This is a genomic window from Azospirillum sp. A23, from assembly GCF_042938965.1.
In the GTDB taxonomy this organism is placed as follows: domain Bacteria; phylum Pseudomonadota; class Alphaproteobacteria; order Azospirillales; family Azospirillaceae; genus Azospirillum; species Azospirillum melinis.
The window spans coordinates 2,745,742-2,769,505 of record NZ_CP170667.1; the positions used below are offsets into that span (position 1 = coordinate 2,745,742).

General features: G+C 67.4%; 25 protein-coding genes. 9 read left to right on the forward strand and 16 right to left on the reverse strand.

Features of this window, described 5'->3' with window-relative positions:
• Positions 1-4: 4 nt before the first annotated feature.
• Positions 5-259, reverse strand: coding sequence for a Pathogenicity locus (locus tag ABNQ40_RS30465; protein ID WP_109048343.1), 255 nt, complete (start codon positions 257-259; stop codon positions 5-7).
• 22 nt (positions 260-281) lie between these two features.
• On the reverse strand, positions 282-1,811 hold the full coding sequence (locus ABNQ40_RS30470) for an alpha/beta fold hydrolase (RefSeq protein ID WP_247879611.1): 1,530 nt from the start codon (positions 1,809-1,811) through the stop codon (positions 282-284).
• A gap of 950 nt (positions 1,812-2,761) precedes the next feature.
• Between ABNQ40_RS30470 and ABNQ40_RS30475 the strand changes: the two genes are divergently transcribed.
• Positions 2,762-3,136: a MarR family winged helix-turn-helix transcriptional regulator gene (locus ABNQ40_RS30475; RefSeq protein ID WP_014249257.1), complete on the forward strand. Its 375-nt coding sequence runs from the start codon at positions 2,762-2,764 to the stop codon at positions 3,134-3,136.
• Positions 3,137-3,139: 3 nt separating this feature from the next.
• On the opposite strand, the gene ABNQ40_RS30480 is transcribed toward ABNQ40_RS30475, so the two are convergent.
• The 3 genes from ABNQ40_RS30480 to ABNQ40_RS30490 form a co-directional block, all read right to left on the reverse strand.
• Positions 3,140-3,817 (reverse strand): pyrrolidone-carboxylate peptidase, encoded by a 678-nt coding sequence (locus ABNQ40_RS30480; protein ID WP_109048345.1) that lies wholly within the window; start codon positions 3,815-3,817, stop codon positions 3,140-3,142.
• A 13-nt stretch (positions 3,818-3,830) separates the two neighbouring features.
• Positions 3,831-4,829, reverse strand: coding sequence for a tryptophan--tRNA ligase (gene trpS, locus ABNQ40_RS30485; RefSeq protein ID WP_098740959.1), 999 nt, complete (start codon positions 4,827-4,829; stop codon positions 3,831-3,833).
• Positions 4,830-4,923: 94 nt separating this feature from the next.
• Positions 4,924-5,292, reverse strand: coding sequence for a cupin domain-containing protein (locus ABNQ40_RS30490; RefSeq protein ID WP_247879612.1), 369 nt, complete (start codon positions 5,290-5,292; stop codon positions 4,924-4,926).
• A 108-nt stretch (positions 5,293-5,400) separates the two neighbouring features.
• On the opposite strand from ABNQ40_RS30490, the gene ABNQ40_RS30495 reads away from it, so the two are divergent.
• Positions 5,401-6,270, forward strand: coding sequence for a LysR family transcriptional regulator (locus ABNQ40_RS30495; RefSeq protein WP_109048347.1), 870 nt, complete (start codon positions 5,401-5,403; stop codon positions 6,268-6,270).
• 72 nt (positions 6,271-6,342) lie between these two features.
• On the opposite strand, the gene gshB is transcribed toward ABNQ40_RS30495, so the two are convergent.
• Genes gshB through rsmI form a run of 4 tightly spaced genes read right to left on the reverse strand, consistent with a single transcriptional unit; the run spans position 6,343 to position 9,471 of the window.
• On the reverse strand, positions 6,343-7,290 hold the full coding sequence (gene gshB / locus ABNQ40_RS30500) for a glutathione synthase (protein ID WP_109048348.1): 948 nt from the start codon (positions 7,288-7,290) through the stop codon (positions 6,343-6,345).
• Between the two features lie 22 nt (positions 7,291-7,312).
• Entirely contained in the window at positions 7,313-8,158 is an 846-nt protein-coding gene (locus tag ABNQ40_RS30505) for a SirB1 family protein (RefSeq protein WP_109048349.1), read from the reverse strand.
• 27 nt (positions 8,159-8,185) lie between these two features.
• The gene (locus ABNQ40_RS30510) at positions 8,186-8,554 is read right to left on the reverse strand and encodes a YraN family protein (RefSeq protein ID WP_098740964.1); all 369 of its coding nucleotides are present in this window, start codon (positions 8,552-8,554) and stop codon (positions 8,186-8,188) included.
• Positions 8,551-9,471, reverse strand: a complete 921-nt coding sequence (gene rsmI / locus ABNQ40_RS30515) for a 16S rRNA (cytidine(1402)-2'-O)-methyltransferase (protein WP_247879613.1) — start codon at positions 9,469-9,471, stop codon at positions 8,551-8,553. Before rsmI ends, ABNQ40_RS30510 begins: the two co-directional genes overlap by 4 nt.
• 104 nt (positions 9,472-9,575) lie before the next feature.
• Here rsmI and ABNQ40_RS30520 point away from each other — a divergent pair, with 104 nt between their 5' ends.
• Complete coding sequence (locus ABNQ40_RS30520; RefSeq protein ID WP_247879614.1) at positions 9,576-10,733, forward strand: penicillin-binding protein activator; 1,158 nt, start codon at positions 9,576-9,578, stop codon at positions 10,731-10,733.
• A gap of 212 nt (positions 10,734-10,945) precedes the next feature.
• On the opposite strand, the gene ABNQ40_RS30525 is transcribed toward ABNQ40_RS30520, so the two are convergent.
• The 5 genes from ABNQ40_RS30525 to ABNQ40_RS30545 form a co-directional block, all read right to left on the reverse strand.
• The gene (locus ABNQ40_RS30525) at positions 10,946-11,635 is read right to left on the reverse strand and encodes an ABC transporter permease (RefSeq protein ID WP_098740967.1); all 690 of its coding nucleotides are present in this window, start codon (positions 11,633-11,635) and stop codon (positions 10,946-10,948) included.
• A gap of 4 nt (positions 11,636-11,639) precedes the next feature.
• Positions 11,640-12,344 (reverse strand): ABC transporter permease, encoded by a 705-nt coding sequence (locus tag ABNQ40_RS30530; RefSeq protein WP_109051188.1) that lies wholly within the window; start codon positions 12,342-12,344, stop codon positions 11,640-11,642.
• Positions 12,345-12,505: 161 nt separating this feature from the next.
• Complete coding sequence (locus ABNQ40_RS30535) at positions 12,506-13,360, reverse strand: lysine/arginine/ornithine ABC transporter substrate-binding protein (RefSeq protein ID WP_244592921.1); 855 nt, start codon at positions 13,358-13,360, stop codon at positions 12,506-12,508.
• 86 nt (positions 13,361-13,446) lie between these two features.
• A complete protein-coding gene (locus tag ABNQ40_RS30540; RefSeq protein WP_109051189.1) occupies positions 13,447-14,253 on the reverse strand; it encodes an ABC transporter ATP-binding protein in 807 nt (268 codons plus the stop codon).
• A gap of 137 nt (positions 14,254-14,390) precedes the next feature.
• Positions 14,391-16,070: a putative transporter gene (locus tag ABNQ40_RS30545; RefSeq protein ID WP_247879957.1), complete on the reverse strand. Its 1,680-nt coding sequence runs from the start codon at positions 16,068-16,070 to the stop codon at positions 14,391-14,393.
• A 572-nt stretch (positions 16,071-16,642) separates the two neighbouring features.
• Between ABNQ40_RS30545 and ccmA the strand changes: the two genes are divergently transcribed.
• Positions 16,643-17,335 (forward strand): heme ABC exporter ATP-binding protein CcmA, encoded by a 693-nt coding sequence (gene ccmA, locus ABNQ40_RS30550; RefSeq protein ID WP_109051190.1) that lies wholly within the window; start codon positions 16,643-16,645, stop codon positions 17,333-17,335.
• On the forward strand, positions 17,332-17,997 hold the full coding sequence (gene ccmB, locus ABNQ40_RS30555) for a heme exporter protein CcmB (RefSeq protein ID WP_098740972.1): 666 nt from the start codon (positions 17,332-17,334) through the stop codon (positions 17,995-17,997). Before ccmA ends, ccmB begins: the two co-directional genes overlap by 4 nt.
• A 19-nt stretch (positions 17,998-18,016) precedes the next feature.
• On the opposite strand, the gene ABNQ40_RS30560 is transcribed toward ccmB, so the two are convergent.
• Complete coding sequence (locus ABNQ40_RS30560) at positions 18,017-18,592, reverse strand: glutathione peroxidase (protein WP_109051191.1); 576 nt, start codon at positions 18,590-18,592, stop codon at positions 18,017-18,019.
• A gap of 371 nt (positions 18,593-18,963) precedes the next feature.
• On the opposite strand from ABNQ40_RS30560, the gene ABNQ40_RS30565 reads away from it, so the two are divergent.
• The 4 genes from ABNQ40_RS30565 to ABNQ40_RS30580 all read left to right on the forward strand — a co-directional run bounded on the left by ABNQ40_RS30565 (position 18,964) and on the right by ABNQ40_RS30580 (position 21,823).
• Positions 18,964-19,326, forward strand: a complete 363-nt coding sequence (locus ABNQ40_RS30565) for a hypothetical protein (protein WP_247879958.1) — start codon at positions 18,964-18,966, stop codon at positions 19,324-19,326.
• A 364-nt stretch (positions 19,327-19,690) separates the two neighbouring features.
• Positions 19,691-20,551 carry a flagellar motor stator protein MotA gene (gene motA, locus ABNQ40_RS30570; protein WP_098740974.1) on the forward strand — a complete coding sequence of 287 codons (861 nt, stop codon included), beginning with the start codon at positions 19,691-19,693 and terminating at the stop codon, positions 20,549-20,551.
• 17 nt (positions 20,552-20,568) lie between these two features.
• On the forward strand, positions 20,569-21,528 hold the full coding sequence (locus ABNQ40_RS30575; RefSeq protein ID WP_109051192.1) for a GNAT family N-acetyltransferase: 960 nt from the start codon (positions 20,569-20,571) through the stop codon (positions 21,526-21,528).
• Between the two features lie 121 nt (positions 21,529-21,649).
• Positions 21,650-21,823 (forward strand): hypothetical protein, encoded by a 174-nt coding sequence (locus ABNQ40_RS30580; protein ID WP_158285610.1) that lies wholly within the window; start codon positions 21,650-21,652, stop codon positions 21,821-21,823.
• Positions 21,824-21,867: 44 nt separating this feature from the next.
• Here the strand turns inward: ABNQ40_RS30580 and ABNQ40_RS30585 are convergent, their stop codons facing one another.
• Positions 21,868-23,250: a peptidoglycan DD-metalloendopeptidase family protein gene (locus ABNQ40_RS30585; protein WP_109051193.1), complete on the reverse strand. Its 1,383-nt coding sequence runs from the start codon at positions 23,248-23,250 to the stop codon at positions 21,868-21,870.
• Between the last annotated feature and the right edge of the window lie 514 nt (positions 23,251-23,764).

The following is a 23,764-nucleotide window of genomic DNA, read 5'->3' on the forward strand; positions in this document are numbered from 1 at the left end:
GGCGTCAGTCTGCGGCGGTTGCCGCCCCATGGTGTTGCGCGGCACGGATCGCTGCCGCGATGGCGCCGCGTGCCTGCGGGCTGTTCTTCCAGCAGCTCGCGCCCAGCTCTCCGGCGATTGCCGTGCACAGGGCCGCGGCATCCGCACCGGCCAGCGCCGCCAGATCATGGATGCCGACCTGCTCGAGCCGGCCGATCACAGTCGGCCCGACGCCTTTGACCGCCAGCAGCACGGCGCGTTCATGGGATGGAAAGGGCATCGGGGACCTCTTCTCCTGCGGGTCACGGCCCTTCGAACACAGGCGGCTTGGCCGCGCCCGGACAGGCGGTCGCCGGAACCGACTCCTGCTCGACGAAGGTCACGGCGGCGGCCATGGCGCAGTCCTCGCCGGAGGTCACAATGTGGCTGGCGGCGCGGAAGACCAGATGGCGGCTCTTCGGCAGGGTGGCGGCGGCGCGGTCGCCCCATTCCGGCGGGGTGACGGGGTCGTAGGCGCCGGACAGCAGCAGCACCGGCACCGGGCTGGCGACCGGCAGGCGCTCGGTCAACTCCTGATGGCCGGCCGGCCACAGACGGCAGACGCGCTGGCCGGGGTCGTCGGCGGCGACCAGCCCATAGGGGGCATAGCGGCGGGCGTTGTCGGCGCGCTTCAACGGATCGGCGGTGGTCACCGACTCACGGCATTCGACCGAGAAGGCCAGCCCGTCGGCGACCTCCGGGTCGCCCAGCCAGTTGGTCGGCGCCCATTCGGCCAGCGTGGCGTATTGGCCGCGGATGGCGCGGTCGAGCATGATCGGCAGAGCCGGCACCGCTTCGCTGACCGCCATCGCCTCCAGCCCGGCGGCGATGGCCGCCCCGCCGGTCAGCCGCAGGACACGGCGCGTCTCATGGTCGCCGACGACGATCTCGACCGGGTTGCGGTCAAGCCGGTCGATCAGGCCGAGGAAGCGCTTTTCCAGATCGGGAAAGGCGGAGCGGCAGGCCCGGTTGGCGGCGCAGTCGTCGAACAGCCGGCGATAGGCGCGTTGCGCCAGCCAGGCCATTTCCTCCTGCGCATTGACGTCGGGTGGATAGACGCTGTCGAAAACGGCGGTGCGGACACGGGCGCCTTGCCGCCGCAGGATCTCCAGCCCGACCCGCGTGCCGTAGGACACCGCGAACAGGTTCACGCGCTGGGCCCCCAGCGCGGTGACGATGTCCAGCGCATCCTCCGCCGCGACGGGGGTGGAGAATTGGGTGGCGTCCAGCCCGGCCGCCTGCAGCCGCGCGGAACAGGCGCTGACCGCCGAGCGTTCCGCCGCCGCCCGCTGCTCGCGCGTCAGCGGCCGGGTGCCGCGCGTGGTGCCGACGGCGTCCAGCTCCGGGCAATCGGTGTCGGGTTCCGCCCGGCCGACGCCGCGCGGATCGAACAGGATCAGGTTGCGGGTGCGGCGGAACGGAGCCGACAGCTCCCACCACACCTCCATCCGCTCCTCCGTCGCCTCGCCGCTGCCGAAGGGGGAGGCGCCGGGGCCGCCCTCCAGGAACAGCACGGGATCGGGGGCCGGCTGGCGGGCGGTGCTGAGCAGGACGGCGACCGGCAGGCGCAGGCTGCGGCTGTTGGGACGGTCCCGCCGCTCCGGCACCGCGACCGTTCCGCACAGGGCCGCTTCGCCGTCCGGCACGGTGAACCAGCAGGGGCCGGGGGTGAAGCGCGCCTCCGCCGCCGCGGGCAGGCTCCACAGCGTGCCCGCCGCCACGGCTGCAACCGCCAGCAGCTTGCGGGCGGAACGCACCGCTGTCGGCCATGCGGAAGAGGGGAGGATGGACACGGACGGACGACCCGGAACTGATGGATAGGAGACCGATGAGAGGAGTACTGCAGACGGCTTTTGCCGCCGGCTTTGTGTTTGACCGACCGACCTCCGCTTGTCCAGAGATGCCCGGCCTCATCCCCGCGGATGGCGAAACGGCGGAAAAGCGGTGCCGATTTGCAACAGACGTGCGGCGAAGGTCACGCCATTTGCAAACGAACGGTCATCTCGGGAGGAACCGGTTGACGGAACACATCCGCACGCGGAATTATTTCGCCACAGAGGCCCGGCCGTCGGTGCCTCTCGGTTACAGGAGCAGATCATGCCGACCTTGTGGACGGCGTTGCGGAGCCGTTGGCTCGATTCCGGGCTATCCTCGGGACCGGGCCGACTGTGCGACCATTTGCGGCGCGACATCGGATTGACGGACGGAGACGTCGGGGATGGCGAAGAGCCTCCACTCGCCTGCCGCCTTCCGCCTTTTCACATCCGCGATCGGAACCTATCGGACGCGCGGACATTTTTGACCTTGCAACCGTATCGCTGACCGGCGATACCGGATCCGCCGGCCTCTCACGCCGGCCTCACTCAACCCCTGGAGAGTTTCGATGAAAGCCATCGTAGCCACTGCCTGGACTCGCCGATCGGGCGATCCGGCCATCACCGCCGCCAATTGGGCCGCCCATATGGCCGCCAATCAAGCCCAGCCGGCCCGCCTTCTTCCCGCAGCCTTCGAACGTGAATTCCGGATATCGAGAGGATCCCATGTGTGTCTTTCTGGGTTTTTGCGGTCACCGTCTCTTCGTTGAACACGCCCGCTGGGCATCGCCGGCCGGGTCCTTCGACCTGAGGCGTGAAAACGGGGAAGTCATCCTATGGCTTGGACGCCTGAACATCATCTACACACCGGCCCGCTGGGGACCACCCTCCCGCGCTGCATAGCGCGCGGCGCCGCGGAGACCTGCTGAATGCCGGCCCGCGTTCGTCATGACGAGGTCCTTACCGTCGTCCAGGTGCTTGAGGCGTTCCGCAAGCTCGACCCCGATCTGCCCATCCAGTATGCGCTGAGTTTCATGACCATCGCGCAGAGCGAAGGCATCTCCATCGGCGAACTGGCGGAACGCCTGGGCATCGCCCAATCCTCCGCGTCGCGCAACGTCGCGGCGCTCAGCCGCTGGCACAGCTTCGGCAAGGCCGGCCTCGATCTGGTGCAGGCGCAGGAAGATCCGCGCGAACGCCGCCGCAAGATCGTCACCCTGACCGACAAGGGCCGTGAGTTCCTGGACGCGTTGCGCGCCATCGTGAACCCGCCCGACCAGCGTCGTCCCGCCAGGACGGCCTGATCCTTATCTAGCGATCCCGTCCAGCGCCCGGCGCAGCATGCCCACCAGCGTGCGCACCGCCAGCTCCTGCTGCTCCAAACCCAGACCGCCGAAGCGGCGCAGCGTTGCCGCCCGTTCGGGCAGCGGCGGCATGTGGAAGAAGCCGTAGGGCACGTCCAGGCCGGCGCTCTCGATGATATGGCGCGCCCGGTAGAACAGATGATTGCCGAGGAAGCCGCCGGAGAAATCGCCGAAGGTCACCGGCAGTCCGGCCATCGACAATTCCCGCATCACCCGTGGCACCGGCAGGGTGCTGCCATAGGCGGTCGGCCCGTCGGGCACGATATCGGCATGGTCCCGCACCGTGCCGGCCGCATCCGGCAATGGGCTTTCGTCGCGGTTCCAGGCCAGCCGTTCCAGCCGGATGTAATCGCTGTAGTCCAGATAGGCGAAGCCGAGCGCAGCCAGCGGCCGGTGTTCCGCCAACAGTTCGGCGAAGGCCTCGCCGCAGGCGTCATACAGGGGGGGCAGGGTGGCGGTGACGACCCCCGGCTCTCCCGCCAGCCGCTCCATCAGCAGGGCGGTCGGATCGGCCGTCCAGGGATGATCGGTGGGGGGATGGTCAGCGGCGAAAGGAGCCGCTTCGCCGTCCGGGGGTGTCCCGAACGGCGCGAAGCCGGTGATCAGGATGGGGGCCGTCACGGGAAAGTTATCCTTACGGCCGCAGCAGGCCGATGATGTCCTTCACGTCGTTCAGGTTCTTTTCCGCGATGGCGGCGGCGCGCTCGCCGCCCTTCTTCAGCAGCCGGTCGATTTCAGCCTTGTCGGCCAGCAGTTCCTTCATGCGGGTGGTGATCGGCGCCAGCTTGTCCACCGACAGGTCGACCAGCGATTTCTTGAAGTCGGAGAACTGGGACCCGGCGAACTGCGCCAGCACCTGCTCGCGCGACTGGCCGGCCAGCGCACCATAGATGGTGACGAGGTTGTCGGCCTCCGGACGGGCCTCCAGCTCGGTCACGGTTTCCGGCAGCGGTTCCGGATCGGTCTTCGCCTTGCGGATCTTCTGGGCGATGGTGTCGGCGTCGTCGGTCATGTTGATGCGCGAATATTCGGACTCGTCCGACTTCGACATCTTCTTCTTGCCGTCGCGCAGGCTCATCACCCGCGTCGCCTCGCCCAGGATCTGCGGCTCGGGCAGCGGGAAGTATTCGGTCTCATAGCGGCGGTTGAAGGCGCCGGCGATGTCGCGTGCCAGTTCCAGATGCTGCTTCTGGTCCTCGCCCACCGGCACATGGGTGGCCTTGTACAGCAGGATGTCGGCGGCCATCAGTGTCGGGTAGGCATAGAGGCCGAGGTTGGCCATATCCTTCTGCTTGCCGGCCTTTTCCTTGAACTGCGTCATGCGGTTCAGCCAGCCCAGCGGCGTGTGGCAGGACAGGATCCAGCCCAGTTCAGCATGGCCGGAAACCACCGACTGGTTGAACAGGATGTTCTTGTCCGGGTCGATGCCAGCGGCGATGTAGGCCGCGGTGACCTCGCGGATGTTGTTGCGCAGAACCTCCGGGTCCTGGTCGATGGTCAGCGCGTGCAGGTCGACGACGCAGAAGATGCACTCGTAGCTGTTCTGCAAATCCACCCAGTTGCGCAGCGCCCCCAGATAGTTGCCGAGGTGAAGCTGCCGGGTCGGCTGCATGCCGGAGAAAATGCGGTTCACGGGTGGTCTCGCTCGAAAACTCTGGGAGGCGGCAGTTATCGCCCCCCGAAGTCCGCCGGTCAAGGCGCGGCGCGCCGCAGCCGGGCCCGCTTTCCTAGGCCAACTGTTGGGCGATGGAGCGGGTCATCGGCGTCTCGACATCGCCGGTGTGCTTCGTCGTCACCGTTTCGATCAGCAGAATACAGCACTCCTCGTCGGCGACCGGATTGTGCATCACTCCACGTGGGATCACGCACAGTTCGCCCGGTGACAGCAGCGTCTCGCCGCCATCCTCGAACTGGATGCGCAGCCGGCCACGGATGACCTGGAAGAGTTCGTCTTCATCATCGTGGCGGTGCCAGACGAATTCGCCCTTCAGCTTGGCAACCTTCACATACTGGTCGTTCACCCGCGCGATCACCTTGGGCGACCAGTGATCGGTCAAGGTGTCGAGTGCGGCGTCGATGTTGAGGGCAGGGATCATCGGAACGGCTTCTCCGGTCATGGTGCGGATGGAACCGGAGTACAGCTCAACCGAGCTCTTGGATAACTAATAGTGGAGATGGAGGTCATTAGTATCCATAATGCCGCCATGCCCAGAAATCTCGACACGACCCTGCTGCGCAGCTTCGCCGTGGTCGCCGACCACGCCAGCATGACGGCGGCGGCCCAGGACCTGAACCTGACGCAGGGAGCCGTCAGCCAGCAGATTGCCCGGCTGGAAGCGCTGGTCGGCGGCGCCCTGTTCATTCGTGACCGCAGCGGATTGCGCCCGACCGCGTTGGGGGAGCGTTTGCTGGGGAAATCCCGGCGGCTTCTGGCGCTGAACGACGAGATTTGGGCAGACATCACCGGTGGCGCCATCGACGGGCCGGTGCGGATCGGCGTTCCCTACGACCTTGTCGCTCCCTGCATCGCCCCGATGCTGCGGAGTTTCACCACCGCCTTCCCGAAGGTCGAACTGACGCTGATCTGCGGATCGTCTCCCGAACTGGTGGGCCGCATCGGCGATGGCGATCTCGACCTTGCGCTGGTCGAGGAGCCGGTGGAGGCGGCGCAGGGCGAGCATCTGCTGATCGACCGTCTGGTCTGGGTCGGTGCGCGCGGCGGCAGTGCTTATGCCGCGACCCCGCTGCCATTGTCGCTGGTGGTGGAAACCTGCGTCTTCCGGCCGGCGGTGATGGCGGCGCTGCGCCGGCAGGGGCGGGATTGGCGCAGTATGTTCGAGAATGGCGGCCTTGACGCCACCTTCGCCACCGTGCGGATGGATCTCGCGGTCTCGGCCTGGCTGGCCTTCACCGTGCCGCCCGATCTGGAAATCCTGCCGGCGGACAGCGGTCTTCCCGACCTGCCGTCCTTTGCCGTCACGCTGCATCGGCCGGTCCGCACGCCCTCGCTGGCGGCGGCGGAACTGGCCCGGCAAATCCGCGACGCCTTCGCCCGGTTCAAGCGCACGGGCTGACCGGTCCCACGGTCCAGCCCGCCCGTTTGACCCGGTGGCGCCTTATCCTTACTTCCGCACGCGCCGCAGTTCTTATTTCGCCGCGCGGCGGCGCTCGATGGCATCCCACAGCAGGGCTTCCAACTGAACGCCGTTCAGGCGGTTGATCTCCTGGATGCCGGTGGGGGAGGTGACGTTGATCTCGGTCATGTAGTCGCCGATCACGTCGATGCCGACGAAGACCAGACCCTTCTCGCGCAACACGGGGCCGATGGCGGCGCACATCTCGCGCTCGCGCGCGGTCAGCTCGGTCTTCCTGGCGCTGCCGCCGGCGTGGAAGTTGGCACGGGCCTCGCCTTCCAGCGGCATACGGCTGACTGCGCCCACCGGCTCGCCGTCGACCAGGATGATGCGCTTGTCGCCCTGGCGAATCTCCGGCAGGTACTTCTGCACGATCACCGGCTCGCGGTAGAGCTGGGTGAACATCTCCAGCAGGGAGCCCAAATTCTCGTCGTCGGGCTTCAGGTGGAAGACGCCGGCGCCACCGTTGCCGAACAGCGGCTTGACGATGATGTCCTTGTGCTCGGCCCGGAAGTCCAGGATGGCCTGCTTGTCGCTGGTGATCAGCGTCGGCGGCATCAAGTCGGGGAACTTGGTGATGAACAGCTTTTCCGGCGCATTGCGCACCTCGGCCGGGTCGTTGACGACCAGAACCTTGGGCTGCACATGCTCCAGCAAATGGGTGGAGGTGATGTAGGCCATGTCGAAGGGCGGGTCCTGCCGCAGCAGGATGACGTCCATCGTCGACAGGTCGGTCATAACCGGCTCGCCCAGCGTGTAGTGGGCGCCGCGCTGGCGCACCACCGTCATCTCGCGCACACGGGCGGTCAGGCGGTTGCCGGTCAGGATCAGGTCGCGCGGGTGGTAGTGATACAGGCGATGGCCGCGCTTCTGCGCCTCCAGCGCCATCATGAAGCTGGAATCGGTGTCGATGTTGATCGACTCGATGGGGTCCATCTGGAAGGCGACGGCGAGGCTCATGACGGGTCCCTCTGGAACGGGGTCAGTTCAGGCGGTTCTTCAATTGCTGGATCAGCGAGGCGGTCTGGTGCCGGTGATGGTCGTCGCCGGTCAGCGCCATAAAGGTTTCCAACGCGGTGATGGCGTCCTTCAGATTGCCGGCATGGGCTTCCAGAAGGCCGGTCTCGCGCCACAGCGCCGGCTCGTGCGGGGCGAACAGGCGCATCGCCTCCAGCACCTCCAGCGCCTTCGGCACATCGTGCGCCGACAGGTGGCGCAGCTTGATGTTGTTCTGCAGGCGCAGCAGCACGTCGCGGTTCGACACCGGCTGGTAATGGCCGGGCTCCAGCTCGGCAGCGCTTCCGGCGGTGGCCTTCAGCAGATCGCGCAGATCGACGACGCTGCGGGTCTGCCCCTCGTTGAAGGGGTCGATAATGGCGCGGGCGCCGTCCTTCTCGATGCGGACCAGGAAATGACCAGGGAAATTGAGGCCCACCATCGGCCAGCCCTGCGAGCGGGCGGCATGCATGTAGAGGATGCCGAGCGCCACCGGCAGGCCGCGGCGGCGATCGACCACCCGCAGCAGGTTGGCGTTCTGCAGGTCGTCGTAGGTGTCGTGGTCGCCGGAATAGCCGTGGCGCTTGCCGATCACGGCGTGCAGGTGCGCGATGCGTGCTTCCAGGCTGTCGCCCGCGGCCTGATCCTGCGCCGCGACGCGGGCGGCCAGATCCTCGACGATGGCGCGGATATGGGCGCGGTAGGGGGCGAGGTCGGCGCTCGGCAACTCCAGCGCGCCCAGAGCCAGGGCGGCTTCGGCCAGATCGATCTCGTCGTCCGGCTGGTCGCCGATGCGGCGCAGGATTTCGCGGGCTTCCGCGCGGTTGCTCAAGACTGTCGCCCCCTCAAATTCATCCCCTCACAGTCTCCAGGCATCGACCAGATGACGGGGCCAGGCCCAAGGGGTAACCAGCATCACGTCGAAGCGCAAGACATAGCCGGCATAGCGCGGGTTGGCGCCGAGGAAGGCATGGGCGGCGCGGGCGAGCCGGCCGCGCTGGCGGGCGTTCAGCGCCTCGTTGGCGGTGTCCCAGTCGCCGCGCGCCTTAACCTCGACGATGGCGATGGTTTGGCCGCGTCTGGCGACGATGTCGATTTCGCCCATCGGCGTGCGCAGGCGGCTGGCCAGGATGCGGTAGCCGCGCAGCCGCAGCGACAGGCGGCACAGCGCCTCCGCCCGGCGGCCAAGGCTCTCGGCCCGCAGGCGACGCGCATCCAGGTCGGTCATTTCGTCCGTTCCTCCCGCTGCAGTTCCAGCGCGCGGGCATAGACGGTGCGCTTGTGCTGGCCGGTGCGGGCGGCGACATCGGCGGCGGCGTCTCGCACCGACAGGCGGGTCAGCGCCTCGCGCAGCAGGGCGTCGACATCGGCTTCGCCCGGCGTCGCCTCCTCTCCCGGCGGACCGATCACCAGCACGACCTCGCCGCGCGGCGGCCCGGCCTCGGCATAATGGGCGGCCAGCTCGGGCAGTGTGCCGCGCCGCACCTCCTCGTACAGCTTGGTCAGTTCGCGGGCGACGGCGGCCTCGCGCGGACCCAGGATATCCGCGAGATCGGCCAGCGACTCCGGCAGGCGCTGCGGCGATTCGAAGAAGACCAGGGTGGCCGGCACCCCCTTCAGCTCGCCGGCGGTGGCGCGCCGGGCGCTGCTCTTGTTGGGCAGGAAGCCGGCGAACAGAAAGCGGTCGGTCGGCAGGCCGGACAGCACCAGCGCCACCAGCGGGGCCGAGGCGCCGGGCAGGGTGGTCACCGCCACCCCCTCCGCCACGCACTCTCGCACCAGCTTGTAGCCGGGGTCGGAGACCAGCGGCGTGCCGGCGTCGGTGACCAGCGCGACGGCCTCGCCCTTTTTCATGCGCCCGATCAGGATCGGACGCATCTTTGCGGCGTTGTGCTCGTGGTAGGAGACGAAGGGTGTGTGGATGCCGTGGATGCCCATCAGCTTGGCGGTGACGCGCGTGTCCTCGCAGGCGATGGCGTCGGCCCGCTTCAGCGTGTCGAGCGCGCGCAGCGTGATGTCCGCGGCGTTTCCGATGGGGGTAGCGACGACATACAGTCCGCCCGCGAGTTTACTTGGCGCGGCGAGGGGGCTACCTTGAGCGCCACTTTGGTCTGGGCCGTTGGGGTCCGGGCCGTTGGGGTCCATGCCTTGGGTTTCGCCTTCGGTATCGGCGGCCATTTCAGCAGATGTGGAGACGATTGGTGGCACGCTTGGCAACAGCTTTCTCACAGGGTCTGAAACGTCACGGCGTGGCAGCCTTGCTGGTCGCCGGCCTGTTGTCGGCCTGTTCGACTGTAAGCGCGCCGCCGCGGGTGGCACAAGCGCCGCAACCGGTCCCGGCTCCGGTGGCTCCCCTGCCGGAAGCGCAGGGCCCGATCAAGGTGGCCGTCCTGGTGCCGCTCAGCGGGCAGAGCGCCGCCATCGGGCAGGCCATGCTGGACTCCGCCCAGATGGCGCTGTTCGATATGGCCGGCGACCAGCTGCAGCTTCTGCCGCGCGACACCAAGGGCACGCCGGGCGGGGCGGCCGACGCCGCGCGCCAGGCGCTGGCCGAGGGCGCCCGCCTGATCATCGGCCCGCTGTTCGCCGCCGACGTCGCCGCGGTGCGGCCGATTGCCCAGAATGCGGGCGTCGACGTGCTGGCCTTCACCAACGACGCCACCCAGGCCGGCAACGGCACCTATGTGCTTGGCTTCGTCCCGGCCGATCAGGTCAACCGCGTCGCCGGCTATGCCCGCTCGCGCGGGGCGACGCGCTTCACCGTGCTGGCGCCGCGCTCGCCCTATGGCGACGCGGTGGTGAATGCCATGCAGCAGATCGCACCGAAGCTGGGCACCATGACCACGCAGGTCGAACGCTACGATCCGGCGGTCACCGACCTGTCGATCCCGGCCAAGCAGGTGGCCCAGGAAACCCCGCAGCCGCAGGCGGTGATGCTGGCCGAAGGCGGGCAGCGCGTCCAGGGCATCGCCCAGGCGCTGGCCGCCAACGGCGTGCAGCCGCAGCAGGTCAAGCTGCTGGGCACCGGCCTGTGGGACGACACCTCGCAAGGCGCGCTGGGTCAGGAGCCGGCGCTGGTCGGCGCGCTCTATGCCGCACCGGCCCCGCAGACCCGTGCCCGCTTCGAGTCGCAGTTCGAGCAGGTCTATGGCCGCAAGCCGCCGCGCATCGCCACGCTGGCCTATGACGCCACCTCCATCGCCGCGGTGCTCACTCGCACCGGCGGTCCGGTGCCCTTCGACCGCATGGCGATGACCAACCCGAACGGCTTCGAGGGGCTGGACGGCCTGTTCCGCCTGCGCGCCGACGGCTTGGTCGAACGCGGGCTGGCGGTGATGGAGATCACGCCCACCGGATCGCGCGTGGTCGATCCGGCTCCGCCGTCCTTCGAGATGCTCGGGCAGTAAGGACACACGCTCTCTCCTCCGGGAAGAGAGGTTGGAAATGAAAACACCGCGGCCGTCATCGGGACGGACCGCGGCGTTTTCGTTTCCCAGGTAAGGATACTCGGGGATCGTCGCTGTGCGTCTCTCTCACCCTGACCTTGCTTTCCAAGGGAGAGAAGGGAAAACCTCTGGGCCGGAGAGGGCCTGTTCGACGCTATCCTTACTTACGCCGCTTACGCCCGCGCCCGCAGGTAGGGGGTCAGGCGCCATTCGGCGAACTTGATCAGGCGGGTGGCGATGAAGTTCAGCACCAGATAGATCACGCCGGCGACGATGAACAGCTCGAAGACCGCGAAGGTCTGGGCGATCATCCGGCGGGCGATGCCGGTGACCTCCATCAGCGTAATGGTGCTGGCGAGCGAGGTCGCCTTCACCATCAAAATCACCTCGTTGCCGTAGGCCGGCAGCATCTGGCGGATCGCCACCGGCAGCACGATGCGGCGGAAGGCGAGCGCCCGCGACATGCCGCAGGCCCGCGCCGCCTCCACCTGTCCCTGCGGCACCGACAGGATGGCGCCGCGCAGCACCTCGCTGGTGTAGGCGCCGGTGTTCAGCGTCAGCGCCAGGATGGCGCACCAGTAGGGCTCGCGCAGGAAGGGCCAGAGGATGCTGTCGCGGATGAACTCGAACTGGCCGAGCCCGTAATAGACCAGGAAGATCTGCACCAGCAGCGGCGTGCCGCGGAAGACGAAGACATAGGCCGCCGCCAGCGTCTCCACCACGCGGTTGCCCGACAGACGCAGCAACGCCACGCCGAAGGCGACCAGCGCCCCCAGCGCCAGAGATCCGACGATCAGCTGCAGCGTCAGCGTCAGCCCGCCGAGCATGCGGGGCAGGCTGTCCCACATCAGTTGCCAGTTCATGGCCTCAGGCCCTCCGGACGCCGCGATTGGCGGAGATTTCGGCGCGGTTGAACAGCGCCGTCGAAATGGTGGTCAGCATCAGATACAGCACGGCGGCGGTGCTGTAGAACAGGAAGGGCTGGCGCGTGGCGCCGGCCGCCAGATGGGTGATGCGCATCAGCTCGGCCAGCGCCGTCACCGACACCAGTGCCGTGTCCTTCAGCGTCAGCTGCCAGACATTGCCGAGGCCGGGCAGGGCGAAACGCAGCGTCTGCGGCACCAGCACCCGGCGCAGGATCAGCCAGCGGCTCATCCCGCAGGCGCGTGCCGCCTCGATCTGGCCGAAGGGGACCGACTGCACCGCACCGCGGATCACCTCGGTCGAGTAGGCGCCGGAAATCAGCCCGACCGCCAGCACGCCGATGGTGAAGGCGTTCAGATCGACCCGCCCGTCATAGCCGAAGGCGGAGGCGATGGAGGTGGCGACGCCGCTGCCGCCGAAGAACAGCAGATAGATCACCAGCAGTTCGGGGATGCCGCGCACGATGGTGGTGTAGACATCGGCCACGACGTTCAGCGCCAGGGAGTGGCTGAGCTTGGCCGAGGCGCCGAGCGACCCGACGAGGATGCCGAAGGCGAAGGCCGACACGGCGACCGCGACCGTCATCGCGGTGCCCATCAGCAGCTGCCCGCCCCAGCCGTTGGGACCGAAGGAAAGGAGTTCCAGCATTGGCACGCCCGGTAAGGCCCGCCGGGCGCGGCGCGGAGCGCCGGCCGGACGGGGGTCAGCGAACGGAGGTTACTGAACGACTGGCGCCCGGTCGCCGTGAAGGCCGCCGGGCGCCGTACCGATCAGACAGACGGACCCGGGGTCCGCCTTGCTTCGCCCCCTTACTTGGTGGGCGAGATGTCGTAGCCGAAATGCTGGGTGCTCAGCTTCTTGACGGTGCCGTCCTTCAGCGCCTCGCCGATGGCCTTGTCGAACATCGCCTTCAGGTCGGCGGTGTCCTTGCGCAGGCCCACACCCATGCCTTCGCCGATCACGCCGCCGATGAAGTTCGGGCCGACGATGACCATCTTGTCCGGCGTGGCCTTCACCACCGCCTCGACGACCGAGCGGTCGCCCAGCATGGCGTCGACGCGGCCCGAGCCCAGGTCGATGCCGGCATTGTCGATCTTGTCGTAGGTGCGCATGGTCACCTTCGGCAGATGCTTGTCCATGAAGTCGGCCTGGATGGTCGACACCTGGACGCCGACGGACTTGCCCTTCAGCGCTTCGGCCAGCTTGTCCAGGACCGGCTTGGCCTTGCCCTGGTCGTTCAGGTCGACGCGGTCGGCGCCGAGGTTCAGCGCCTTGGCCAGCGGCGAACCGATCACGACGGCAAAGACCGACGGCTCGGTGCCGTAGGGGACCGAGAAGTCGATGACCTTCTTGCGCTCGTCGGTGATGGTCATCGCCGACATGATGGCGTCATACTTGCCCTGCTGCAGGGCCGGGATGATGCCGTCCCAATCCTGGGCGACGAACTCGCAGGTGACCTTCATGCGCTTGCACAGGTCGTTGCCGAGGTCGACCTCGAAGCCGGTCAGCTTGCCCGAGGTGTCGGTGGCGTTCCACGGAGGATAGGCGCCCTCGCTGGCGATGCGGACCGTCTTCCATTCCTTCGCACCGGCGGCGCCGGCAGCGGCGACGGCCATCATGGCGCCGAGCGCCAGGGCCGAAACGATCTTCTTCAAGGAACACACTCCTCTGTTCGGTTCGCCCGTTCTTTGGCCCCTGTTGGGAGCCGGGCTGTTTCTGACGGTCCGGTCCTGCCCTCTGCCTCGTCCCCTCACGCCGCGCCGGACAGATGGCGCGAGAGGAACTGCCGCACCCGGTCCGAGTCGGGGTTGGTCAGCACCTTGTCGGGTGACCCCTCCTCCTCGATCCGCCCCTGGTGCAGGAAAACCACCTTGGACGCCACTTCGCGAGCGAAGCCCATCTCGTGCGTCACCAGGATCATCGTGTTGCCTTCGTCCGCCAGTTGGCGGATGACGCGCAGAACCTCGCCGACCAGTTCGGGGTCGAGCGCCGAGGTCGGCTCGTCGAACAGCATCACCTTCGGCTGCATGGCGAGCGCGCGCGCGATGGCTGCGCGCTGCTGCTGCCCGCCTGAAAGCTGGACCGGATAGCTGTCGGCCTTCGCCAGGATGCCGACCTTGTCCAGAAGCATGCGGGCGCGGTCGACAGCTTCGGCCTTCGGCACGCCCAGCACATGGACCGGCGCCTCGATCACGTTCTGCAGGATGGTCATGTGGGTCCAGAGATTGAAGCTCTGGAACACCATGCCGAGCCGGGTGCGGATGCGCTCCACCTGCCGGGAGTCGGCGGGGACGCTGGCGCCGCCGCGCGTCTTCTTCAGCGCGATGGACTCGCCGCCGATCACCACGCGGCCGTCGTCCGGGATCTCCAGCATGTTGATGCAGCGCAACAGCGTGCTTTTGCCAGAACCCGAGGAGCCGATCAGCGTGATCACGTCGCCCTCGCGCGCGGTCAGCGACACGCCCTTCAGCACCTCCAGCTCGCCGAACCGCTTGTGCAAATCCTCCACGGCGACGGCGGCGGGTGCGGAATCGCTGACAGGCGGATGGCGATGCATGCGGGAGAACCGGCTGGGTTGTGGAGGCTGGTTATGGTCTGACCATTACGGCACAGGCTAGACCGGGGCGCAGGGGTTCCGCAACGCGGATTTCACACGCCGCGCGCGTTGTGTCGCTTGTGTCGGAAAATGGTGCGTTACCACAACAATAGTACCAGAATTTGCGGCCCCAGGATACGCAGGCACATCGCCAGCGGGTAGACGGTGGCATAGGCCAGCGCTGGAGCCTCCGACGCGACCAGCGCGTTGGCATAGGCCAGCCCCGGCGGGTTGGTCTGGGCGCCGGCCAGGACGCCGCAGATGGTCAGGAAGTTCAGCTTCATCAGCCCGCGTGCGACCAGCCCGGTCAGCAGAAGCGGCACCAGTGTCACCAGCACGCCCCACATCATCCAGGGCCAGCCGGCGCCGCTGGCCAGCGTGGCGACGAAGCGGTCGCCGGACGCGATGCCCAGCACGGCCAGGAACAGGATGATGCCGATCTCGCGCAGCGCCAGATTGGCGGCCGGCGGCATGAACCAGACCAGCGGCCCGACATGGCCGATGCGGCCCAGGATCAAGGCGACGATCAGCGGCCCGCCGGCAAGGCCCAGGCGCAGCGGCGCCGGCATCCCCGGCAGGAAGATCGGGATGGCGCCCAGCGCCGCACCCAGCGCGATGCCCAGGAACATCGGGATCATCTCCACCTGCTGCAGCTTGCGGGTGGAGTTGCCGAAGATCTGCCCGACGGCGGCGAGACTGTCCGGCCGGCCGATCACCGTCAGGATGTCGCCGAACTGGAGCTTCAGCGCCGGGGTCGGCACCAGTTCCACGCCCGACCGGTTGACACGGCTGACCACCACGTCATGGGCATCCTGGAGGTTCAGCGTGGCGATCGACTTGCCCAGAACCCCGTTGTTGGTGACGACGATGCGCTCCCATTTCAGGTCGGTGCCCTTGGTGGTCAGCGGCCGGTCGAACTCCTGCCCCAGCAGGGCGCGCACCTGCTCCAGCTTCGGCCGTGGCCCGACCACATGCAGCACGTCGCCCAGCTTCAGGCAGGTTCCGTCATGCGGGACGCAGAGCTTGCCGTCGCACAACAGGCGCGACGCGACCACTCCCTGGCCGCAAAGCAGGTCGATGGAGCCGAGCGGCCTGCCGGCGAGCTCCGGATTGCGAACCGCCAGATCCATGGTCTCCAAAGTTGACACTTCGGCCCGGCGGCACTCCTCGAAGCGGGTGGCCTCCGCCTCCGGGTCGATGCGGAACAGGATGCGGACGGCGGCCATCGACAGCAGGTTTCCGGCGATGCCGAATGGGTAGGTGACGGCGAAGGCGAGGCCGGGCAGGGCCATCACCCCGGCCCCGGCCCCGACCTCAGTCAGCACCTGCTGGGTGGCGGCGAGCGCCGGGGCGTTGGTCACGGCACCGGCGAACACGCCCAGCGAGGAGCCCAGCGACAGCGCGCCCGACGACACCAGCACCGCGGTCAGCAGGATGCTCGATCCCACCATCAGCAGGGCCAGCCCGTTCAGGGCCAGCCCGGTCCGCCGGAGTGCGGCGAAGAAGCCGGGACCGACCTGGATACCGATGGTGTAGACGAACAGGATCAGCCCGAAGTCGCGGATGAAGTCCATCATCTCCGGATTGAAGGCGATGCCCGCCTGCTTGGCGATGTGGCCGCCGGCGATCCCGGAGAACAGCACGCCGCCGATGCCGAGCCCGACCCCGCGGATCTTGATATGGCCGAGCGCCACGCCCGCCGCCGACACGAGACCGAGCATGAACACCACCCGCGCGATCGGCGGCATGGCCTGGAGGATGTCTGCGAAGGCCGACATGGGACAACTCGCTTCCTGAACACATTTGGGCAGACGCCGCCGCAATCATGGGGAAACCCGGAGGGGTGCGGCGGTCCCCGTTCGAGCGGGGGCATGACGGCGCCACGATGCGATAGGACAGCGGCCAAGGCGTTGATTCAGAACAAGCGTCCGGCCTTTAGCCGTGACAATCCCGGTACCCGGCGCTGCGGCGCCTGCATGGGAGCGCAGCGCTGCGGAGACCGTGGTGCGGCATCGGGTAGCATCCGTTTCCTTGAACTCCATCCAAATTTTGCCACTTTCTTCCCTTATACGATAACCCAAGCAACCGGCCCCAGAGGTCGCGCGCATCGGCGTTCCCCCTAGCGCCATCGCGCCGACGAACGAAGCCGTTCCACAAGGTATCGACCGGCCGGACCCGGCCGGACGCAAGGCCATCGCGAGAACCCCCTCGCGGTGGCCTTTTCTTTTGTCCCGCGTCCATTGAACCGCTGCGTCGGTTGACCGCTGGGGCGACCGCATTCTCGCTCCGGCTTTCCCGCCGCCTTGTGCTATAGCAGCGCCTCCCTCAACCGGAAGCGCGACCTGTCACCATGCCCGTCTTTGCCGGATCAGAACTGACCTGCCTGCGTGGCGACCGGCTGGTCTTCACGGGGTTGGAGTTCCGCATCGCCCCCGGCGGCGCGCTGGTTCTGCTCGGTCCCAACGGCAGCGGCAAGTCCAGCCTGCTGCGGGTGATGGCCGGACTGCTGAAGCCGCTGCGCGGCACGCTGGGCTGGGACGGGGTGTCGGTCGCCGACGACCCGGATGCCCACCGGGCGCAGGTGCAGTATGTCGGCCATCTCGACGCGGTGAAGCCGGTGCTGACGGCGGCGGAGAACCTTGCCTTCTGGGCGGCGCTGGCCGGGGCCGCCGATCCTGCCGCCAACGCGCGGGCCGCACTCGACCGGCTTGGGGTGCCGCACATCGCCGGGGTGCCGGGCCGCTACCTGTCGGCCGGTCAGAAGCGCCGGCTGAACTTGGCGCGGCTTCTGGCCGCACCGGCGACCCTGTGGCTGCTGGACGAACCGACCGTGGCGCTCGACCGCGCCGCCATCGCCCTGTTCGAGGGGTTGATCGCCGAACATCGGGCGCAGGGCGGCATGGTGGTGCTGTCCACCCACACCGACATCGCCACCCCCGGCGGCGAGGAACTGCATCTGGACGAGTTCGCCCCCTACGCCGACGAAGAGGCCGGCGATGAGGATGTGGGCGACGAGTATGAGGAAGAAGGGGCCGGGCCATGAGCCGTTTCCTGCGCCTTGTCGCGCGTGACCTGCGGCTGGCGTTGCGCCAGGGATCGGACGCCACCATCGCCGTCATGTTCTTCGTGCTGTGCGTGGTGCTGTTCCCCTTTGGCGTCGGTCCGGAGCCGAACATCCTGGCCCGCATCGCCGCCGGCGTGATCTGGGTGGCGGCGCTGCTCGCCTCGCTGCTGTCGCTGGAGCGTCTGTTCCAGACCGATTACGAGGACGGCTCGCTGGAGCTTCTGTCGCTGTCCCCCCTGCCGCTGGAGGCTGCGGTGCTGGCGAAGACCCTGGCCCATTGGCTGGTCACCGGCGTGCCGCTGATCGTCGCCGCTCCGCTGCTGGCCGTCCTGCTGAACATGGATGCGCAGGGGTTCGGCGTGCTGGTGCTGACCCTGACGCTGGGCACGCCGATCCTCAGCCTGATCGGCGCCATCGGGGCGGCGCTGACGCTGGGGGCGCGACGGGGCGGCGTGCTGCTGTCGCTGCTGATCCTGCCGCTCTACATTCCCGTGCTGATCTTCGGCGCCGGCGCTATCGACGCGGCGATCAACGGGCTGACCCCGCGTCCGCACCTGCTGCTGCTTGCCGGCATCCTCGCCGCCGCCCTGCCGCTCGCCCCCTGGGCGGGGGCCGCGGCGCTGCGGCAGGCGGTGGAGTAGGGCAGGGGCAACGGCGCCGCTACGACTTCGGCGCCTTTTCCGGCAGCAGCGTCTCGATTGCCTCGCGCACCTTGTCCGACTCGGGGTCGGTCATGGTGGAGAACCAGGACACCAGCTTGCCGTCCGGCCCCACCAGATATTTGTGGAAGTTCCAGCGCGGCTTGGCGAGGAAGCCCAGCTCGTCCCCCGCCCAGCGGTAGAAGGGGTGGGCGCTGTCGCCCGACACCACCGTCTTGTCTGCCATCGGGAAGTCGATGCTGTAGTTGACCTCGCAGAAATCCTTGATCTGGTTGGCGTTACCCGGCTCCTGCCCGCCGAAGTCATCGGACGGCACGCCGACCACCACCAGACCGCGGTCGCGGTAACGCTGCCACAGCGCCTCCAGCCCCTTGTATTGCGGGGTGAAGCCGCATTGCGAGGCGGTGTTGACCACCAGGATCGCCTTGCCCTTGAACTGCGACAGCGGCAGTGGCTTGCCGTCGATGCTCTGGAAGGTGAAATCGTAAGCGCTGCCTGCGGCCATGGCGCTGGCGCCTCCCATCATGGAAAGGACTGCCGCCATGGCGACGGTGCGAAGTCTGGCTCGGACGGTCATCGGCGCGGCTCGGTGGGTGGGGTGGCAATTGGGATGAGGTCATCCTTACTCATACGATGCCTGATACGAGCCCCGGTGCCCATCGGATCATGACGGCGCCATCCGACTGCGCGCGTCATCCGGTCTAACCCCTTCGGACGGGTAGCGGCGACGGCCGTCGATCAACAGCTTCATGAGTAAGGATGCACGGCAATCCGCCGCTGCTGTCCCTTCACCCAACCCCGTCCACCGCACAGCGCCCAAAAATGTCCCACCCGGTCGAGCCTCAGCCTGAGCATAAGCGTTTATCCCATCGAAATGGGTATGTGGCCGGCCGCCCGGCGTCCGCGCTTCCCGTTGCCGATGCAAGCCCATTCCAGGAGAACAGGTCGATGAACGCCGGAGCCGCCATGCAGGATCTCCAGATGCCGCGAACGGCGATGCGCCGGGCTGCCCGTGTCGCGGCGAAGGCCGCCGGTGTCGCCGGAACGATGTTGCTGCTCGGTGCCGCGCTGTCTGCGCCCTCGCTTGCCGACCCGGGCGAACATGGCCGCGGCCATGGCTGGGGCCACCACAAGAAGCATCACCATGACGACCGTCCGGTCGTCATCTATGGCGCGCCGCCGCCGGTGGTCGTGGTGCCGGCCCCTCCGCCGCGCGTCATCTATGCGCCGTCCTACGCACCGCCCCCGGTCATCTATGCCCCGCAGCCCCAGCCGGGCGTCAGCGTCCAGATGAACATTCCGCTTCGATAACGTTCTGTGCTTTTCGAGCGCCCCGGCTGACCGGTCCACCCGGTCGCTGGGGTGTTGCGCTGTCGGCCCGCCCTGCTTGGGCTGTGACCATCCTGTGCGTTTCCGTCGTGCTCCGACTGTGCATTTGCCCTCCCGGGTACGGAGCCCAGCGACCCGTTCACCGTCCCTCCTCCCTGCACCCGTTGAAAACCCTTACTCCTCAGTCCTTTCGTGACAGGGCACTCCTGCATCGGTAGGATCGCGCGGCCTGTCGCGAAGGCGGTAGGCCGTTCGGGTGATTCACGGAAACTCAACCGATGTCCGGCCATCTGTCCGCCGGGAGCATCTTGCGGCCCGTGGTCGGTATGGGGAGGGGAGAGACCGAATGTTCGTGATGATCGGCTTCGGCATCGTGATCTTCAGTGTGTTCGGTGGCTACATCCTCGGCGGTGGCCACATGGGCGTGCTGTGGATGCCGTTCGAGTTCATGATCATCCTGGGTTCCGGTGCCGGCGCCTTCTTCATCGCCAATCCGAAATCGGTGGTCACCCACACCGGCAAGGAGCTGGGCCACCTGTTCAAAGGCCCGAAATACAAGAAGGAGGACTTCCTGGAGGTCCTCACCATGATGTATCAGGTCTTCAAGATCGCGAAGACCAAGGGTCTGCTGGCGCTTGAACAGCACATCGAAAAGCCAGAAGACTCGCCGCTCTTCCAGCAGTTCCCGAAATTCTACGGCGACCATCACGCCATCGCCTTCCTCTGTACCTATCTCCGCCTGATGTCGCTTGGCGCCGACAATCCGCATGAGCTGGTCGACCTGATGGACGAGGATATCGAGACGATGCACCACGAACACCAGCGCATCGCCGATGCCATCCAGGCGGTGGCCGACGCCGTGCCGGCGCTTGGCATCGTGGCGGCGGTGCTGGGCGTGATTCACACCATGGGCTCGATCACCGAGCCGCCCGAGGTGCTGGGCAAACTGATCGGCGGCGCGCTGGTCGGCACCTTCACCGGCATTCTGGTCGCCTACGGCTTCCTCGCACCCATCGCCAGCGGCCTCAAGAACGTCTATCACGCCGAGGGCAAGTACTATCAGGCGATGAAGACCGGCCTGATCGCGCATTTGTCCGGCTACGCACCCGCCATTTCTGTGGAATACGCCCGCAACGTGCTGGAACCGGAATACCGCCCGACCTTCGCCCAGGTGGAAGAGGCGACCTCCGCCCTGCCGCCGGCCTGATCCTTCGGAAGACGCCGATGCCGGACATCGACATCGCCTGGAACGAGGGCACCGTCGGCGATTGGGATGCGCTGTTCGCCCGCGTTCCCCGTTCCACCCTGTTGCAGAGCTTCGCCTATGGCCGCGCCATGGGCCGCACCTATGGCCATGTGCCACGCCTGGGCGTGATCGGCCGTGACGGCGAGCCGATCGGCCTCGTCCAGACGCTCGACCGCCGCATGCTGAAGCTGTTCCACGACCGGCAATGCTACCGCGGACCGTTGTGGCTGGACGGCACGATTCCCGATGCCGACACGCTGGAGGCGGTGTTCTGCCTGTTGCGCCGCGCCTGCCCGGGCAATCCGCTCAGCCGCGCCAACCTGCTGCCCGAACTTCCGGCCGGAGCGGAGAACGAGGCGCTGCTCGCCCGCTGTGGCTTCCGCAAGGTCGGCCCCGGCTATCGGACCGTCTGGCTGGACCTGACGCGGAGCGAGGAGGCGATGCATGCCGGCCTTGCCCGTGACTGGCGCAAGCGCCTGCGCGGGGCCGAAAAGGCCGGCCTCGTCCTCGACGTCGACTGGAAGGCCGACAACCTGCCCTGGCTGATGAAGCGGGAGCATGACCAGGCGCGCGAGAAGGGGTTCCGCGCCATGACCGGGCCGCTGGCGGTCCGTCTGCGCAACGCCATGGTCAAAGGCGGCGGCCGCAACGACGGGGCGTTGATGATCACGGCGCTGGACGGCAGCACGCCGGCTGCCTGCTGGCTGTTCTTCCGTCATGGCGCCTGCGCCACCAGTCAGATCAGCTGGGCCAGCGAGGCGGGGCGCAAGAACGGCGCCACGCGGCTGGTGCTGTGGAAGGCGATGCAGGAGCTCAAGCAGCGCGGCGTCCGCGCTCTCGACCTCGGCGGCATCAACCCGGACATCGCCCCCGGCGTCACGGAGTTCAAGCTCGGCACCGGCGGCGAGGCGGTGGAGACCGTCGGCCAGTATCGCTGACATGGTGTATCGTTGATCTGCTTTGCCTGATGATGACCGCAGCGGTTCCGGCTATCCTTACCTGCGTGCCGACACAACAGCTCTTCCGCACGGGCCATTTCTTCCGCATGGGATATCTGCCATGTCAGACCTCGAACCCCTGAAGCCCGGCGAAGCCGACGTCGCCATCGAACGCGCCATGCAGCAGCGGCCGAAGGCGATGATCATCCGTGACAGGTTGCAGAAGATGCTGGAGAATGAGGACACCGCCCGCCAGTTCGTCGGCGCCATCCGCAACATGATGAACAAGGAATAGGCGCACCGGCGATCCTTGCCGCCGGTACGCGGTTCATCGGCAGGTCAGCAACTGCTGGCCTTGTTGCAGCCCTTCTCTTCGGCCGATGCCGGGGCCGGGGTCCGGGCAAGCTGCATGCCGCTGCGGCTGTCCTCGAACATTTTCTCGATCGACCGCCGGGCCTGCTGGAAGGCCTGAAGTTCCCGCCCGTCCAGCTTCTCGCCGGTCGGCAGATCGACGGAGCGCGGGTTCACCTGATGCCCGGCCTTCAGCACCTCGTAATGCAGGTGCGGTCCGGTGGAGCGGCCGGTGGTGCCGACATAGCCGATGATGTCGCCCTGATCGACTCGCGCGCCGCGGCTGATCGATTTGGCGAAGCGGCTCATATGGGCGTAAGCGGTGGAGATCTCGGTGTTGTGGCGGATACGGACATAGTTGCCGTAGGAGCTGCTGCGTTCCGCGATCTCGATGGTGCCGCGGCCGGCGGCATAGATCGGCGTTCCGTTCGGCGCTCCGAAATCCACCCCCTTGTGCATCTTGCTGAAGCCCAGGATCGGGTGGTGCCGCATGCCGAAGCCCGACGTGATGCGGGCGCCGTCGATGGGCGTGCGCAGCAGGGCGCGGCGGATGCTCTCGCCGTCGCCATTGTAATAGTCGATACGTCCGTCGCGGGTCTTGAAGCGGTAGATCGGCATGTCGTCGCCGCTCAGCGTCAGCGAAGCGTACAGCAGTTCGCCCTCGCCGGCCTGGGTGCCCTCGGTGGTGACCAGCTTCTCATACAGGATCTCGAAACGGTCGCCTGGCTGCAGGTCGCGCTGGAAATCGACGTCGTAGGAGAAGTTCTGGATGAAGGCCATCATGACCGAGATCGGAACTCCGGCCTGCGCGCCCGCCTCGAACAGGCTGGAGCGGATGACACCCTGCGCCGCCACCGGCTTGCGGGTCACCGGCTTCTCGGTCTGGCTGGAGGTGAAGCCGGCATCACCCTTGCGCGCAATCGATACCGACCGCAGCGGATCGGGGGCGAACTCGAACCCGACGAACTTGCGGGCACCGCCGCGGCGCGGTTCGAACAGGACGGTCACATGCTGGCCAACCTGCAGACGGCGCGGGTTATAGACCTCGCGCAGGGCGGCGACGGCATCGTGCGCATCGTTGGTTGGGACGTTGGCGGTTGCCAGCAGATCCATCAGCGTATCCCCGCGGCCGATGGACAGGGTGCGCCGGTCGACCGGTCCGGTGGCTGGACCGTCATCCCCTGCATCGTCCTTGGCCTCCGCGGCGCTCTCCGCACCGGTGTTCGGCTTCACTGCCGGCTTATAGGCATGGGGAGCCCGGCCATTCGGCGCATCGGCGTTGCGCGCGACGACAGTCGCAGGCGTCAGCGCACCGGCCGTGATGATGGCAAGCAAGGCGAGCGTGGGAAGGCGGGAGAGCCTCGAACGCACCGTCGTCCTCCTCCTGTAACCCCTGGGGCTGCTCAGCAGGCTGTCGGCGATGGCCGTCACCAAAGGTGTTAAGCCTATAGATCGGACGATGCTGGACCAATCCGACCCTGTCAACCGACACAAGACCGCAGGGGGTGAGCCCGACGGGAACACCATGATCCCGCTGGGTTATACTATCGATTGGCGTGCGCGGACGGTGCCGGCCACGCCGCGGTTGGTGGGTCGTTCCCTTACACTGAATCCAGTGCAGGCTCTGGTGAAAAACGAACCGTCAGGAAATTTTCATCGAAAAGCAAAAAAGCGCTTGCGCGGTTTGGGGGAGGGCGCCTATAAACCGCTCCACCGACGGCGGGGCGCTGAACGAAGCGCGGCGCTGGCGGCAGAAACGGAAGAGAAAACAGCGACTTAGCGGTTTCCATCTTCCGGCTTCGACCGAAATTCTCCAGTCACTCCGATCCGATCCTCTCCGAAAAGGGGATGCGGAAGAGCGGCCGGTGCGACGCGTCTCAGCGTT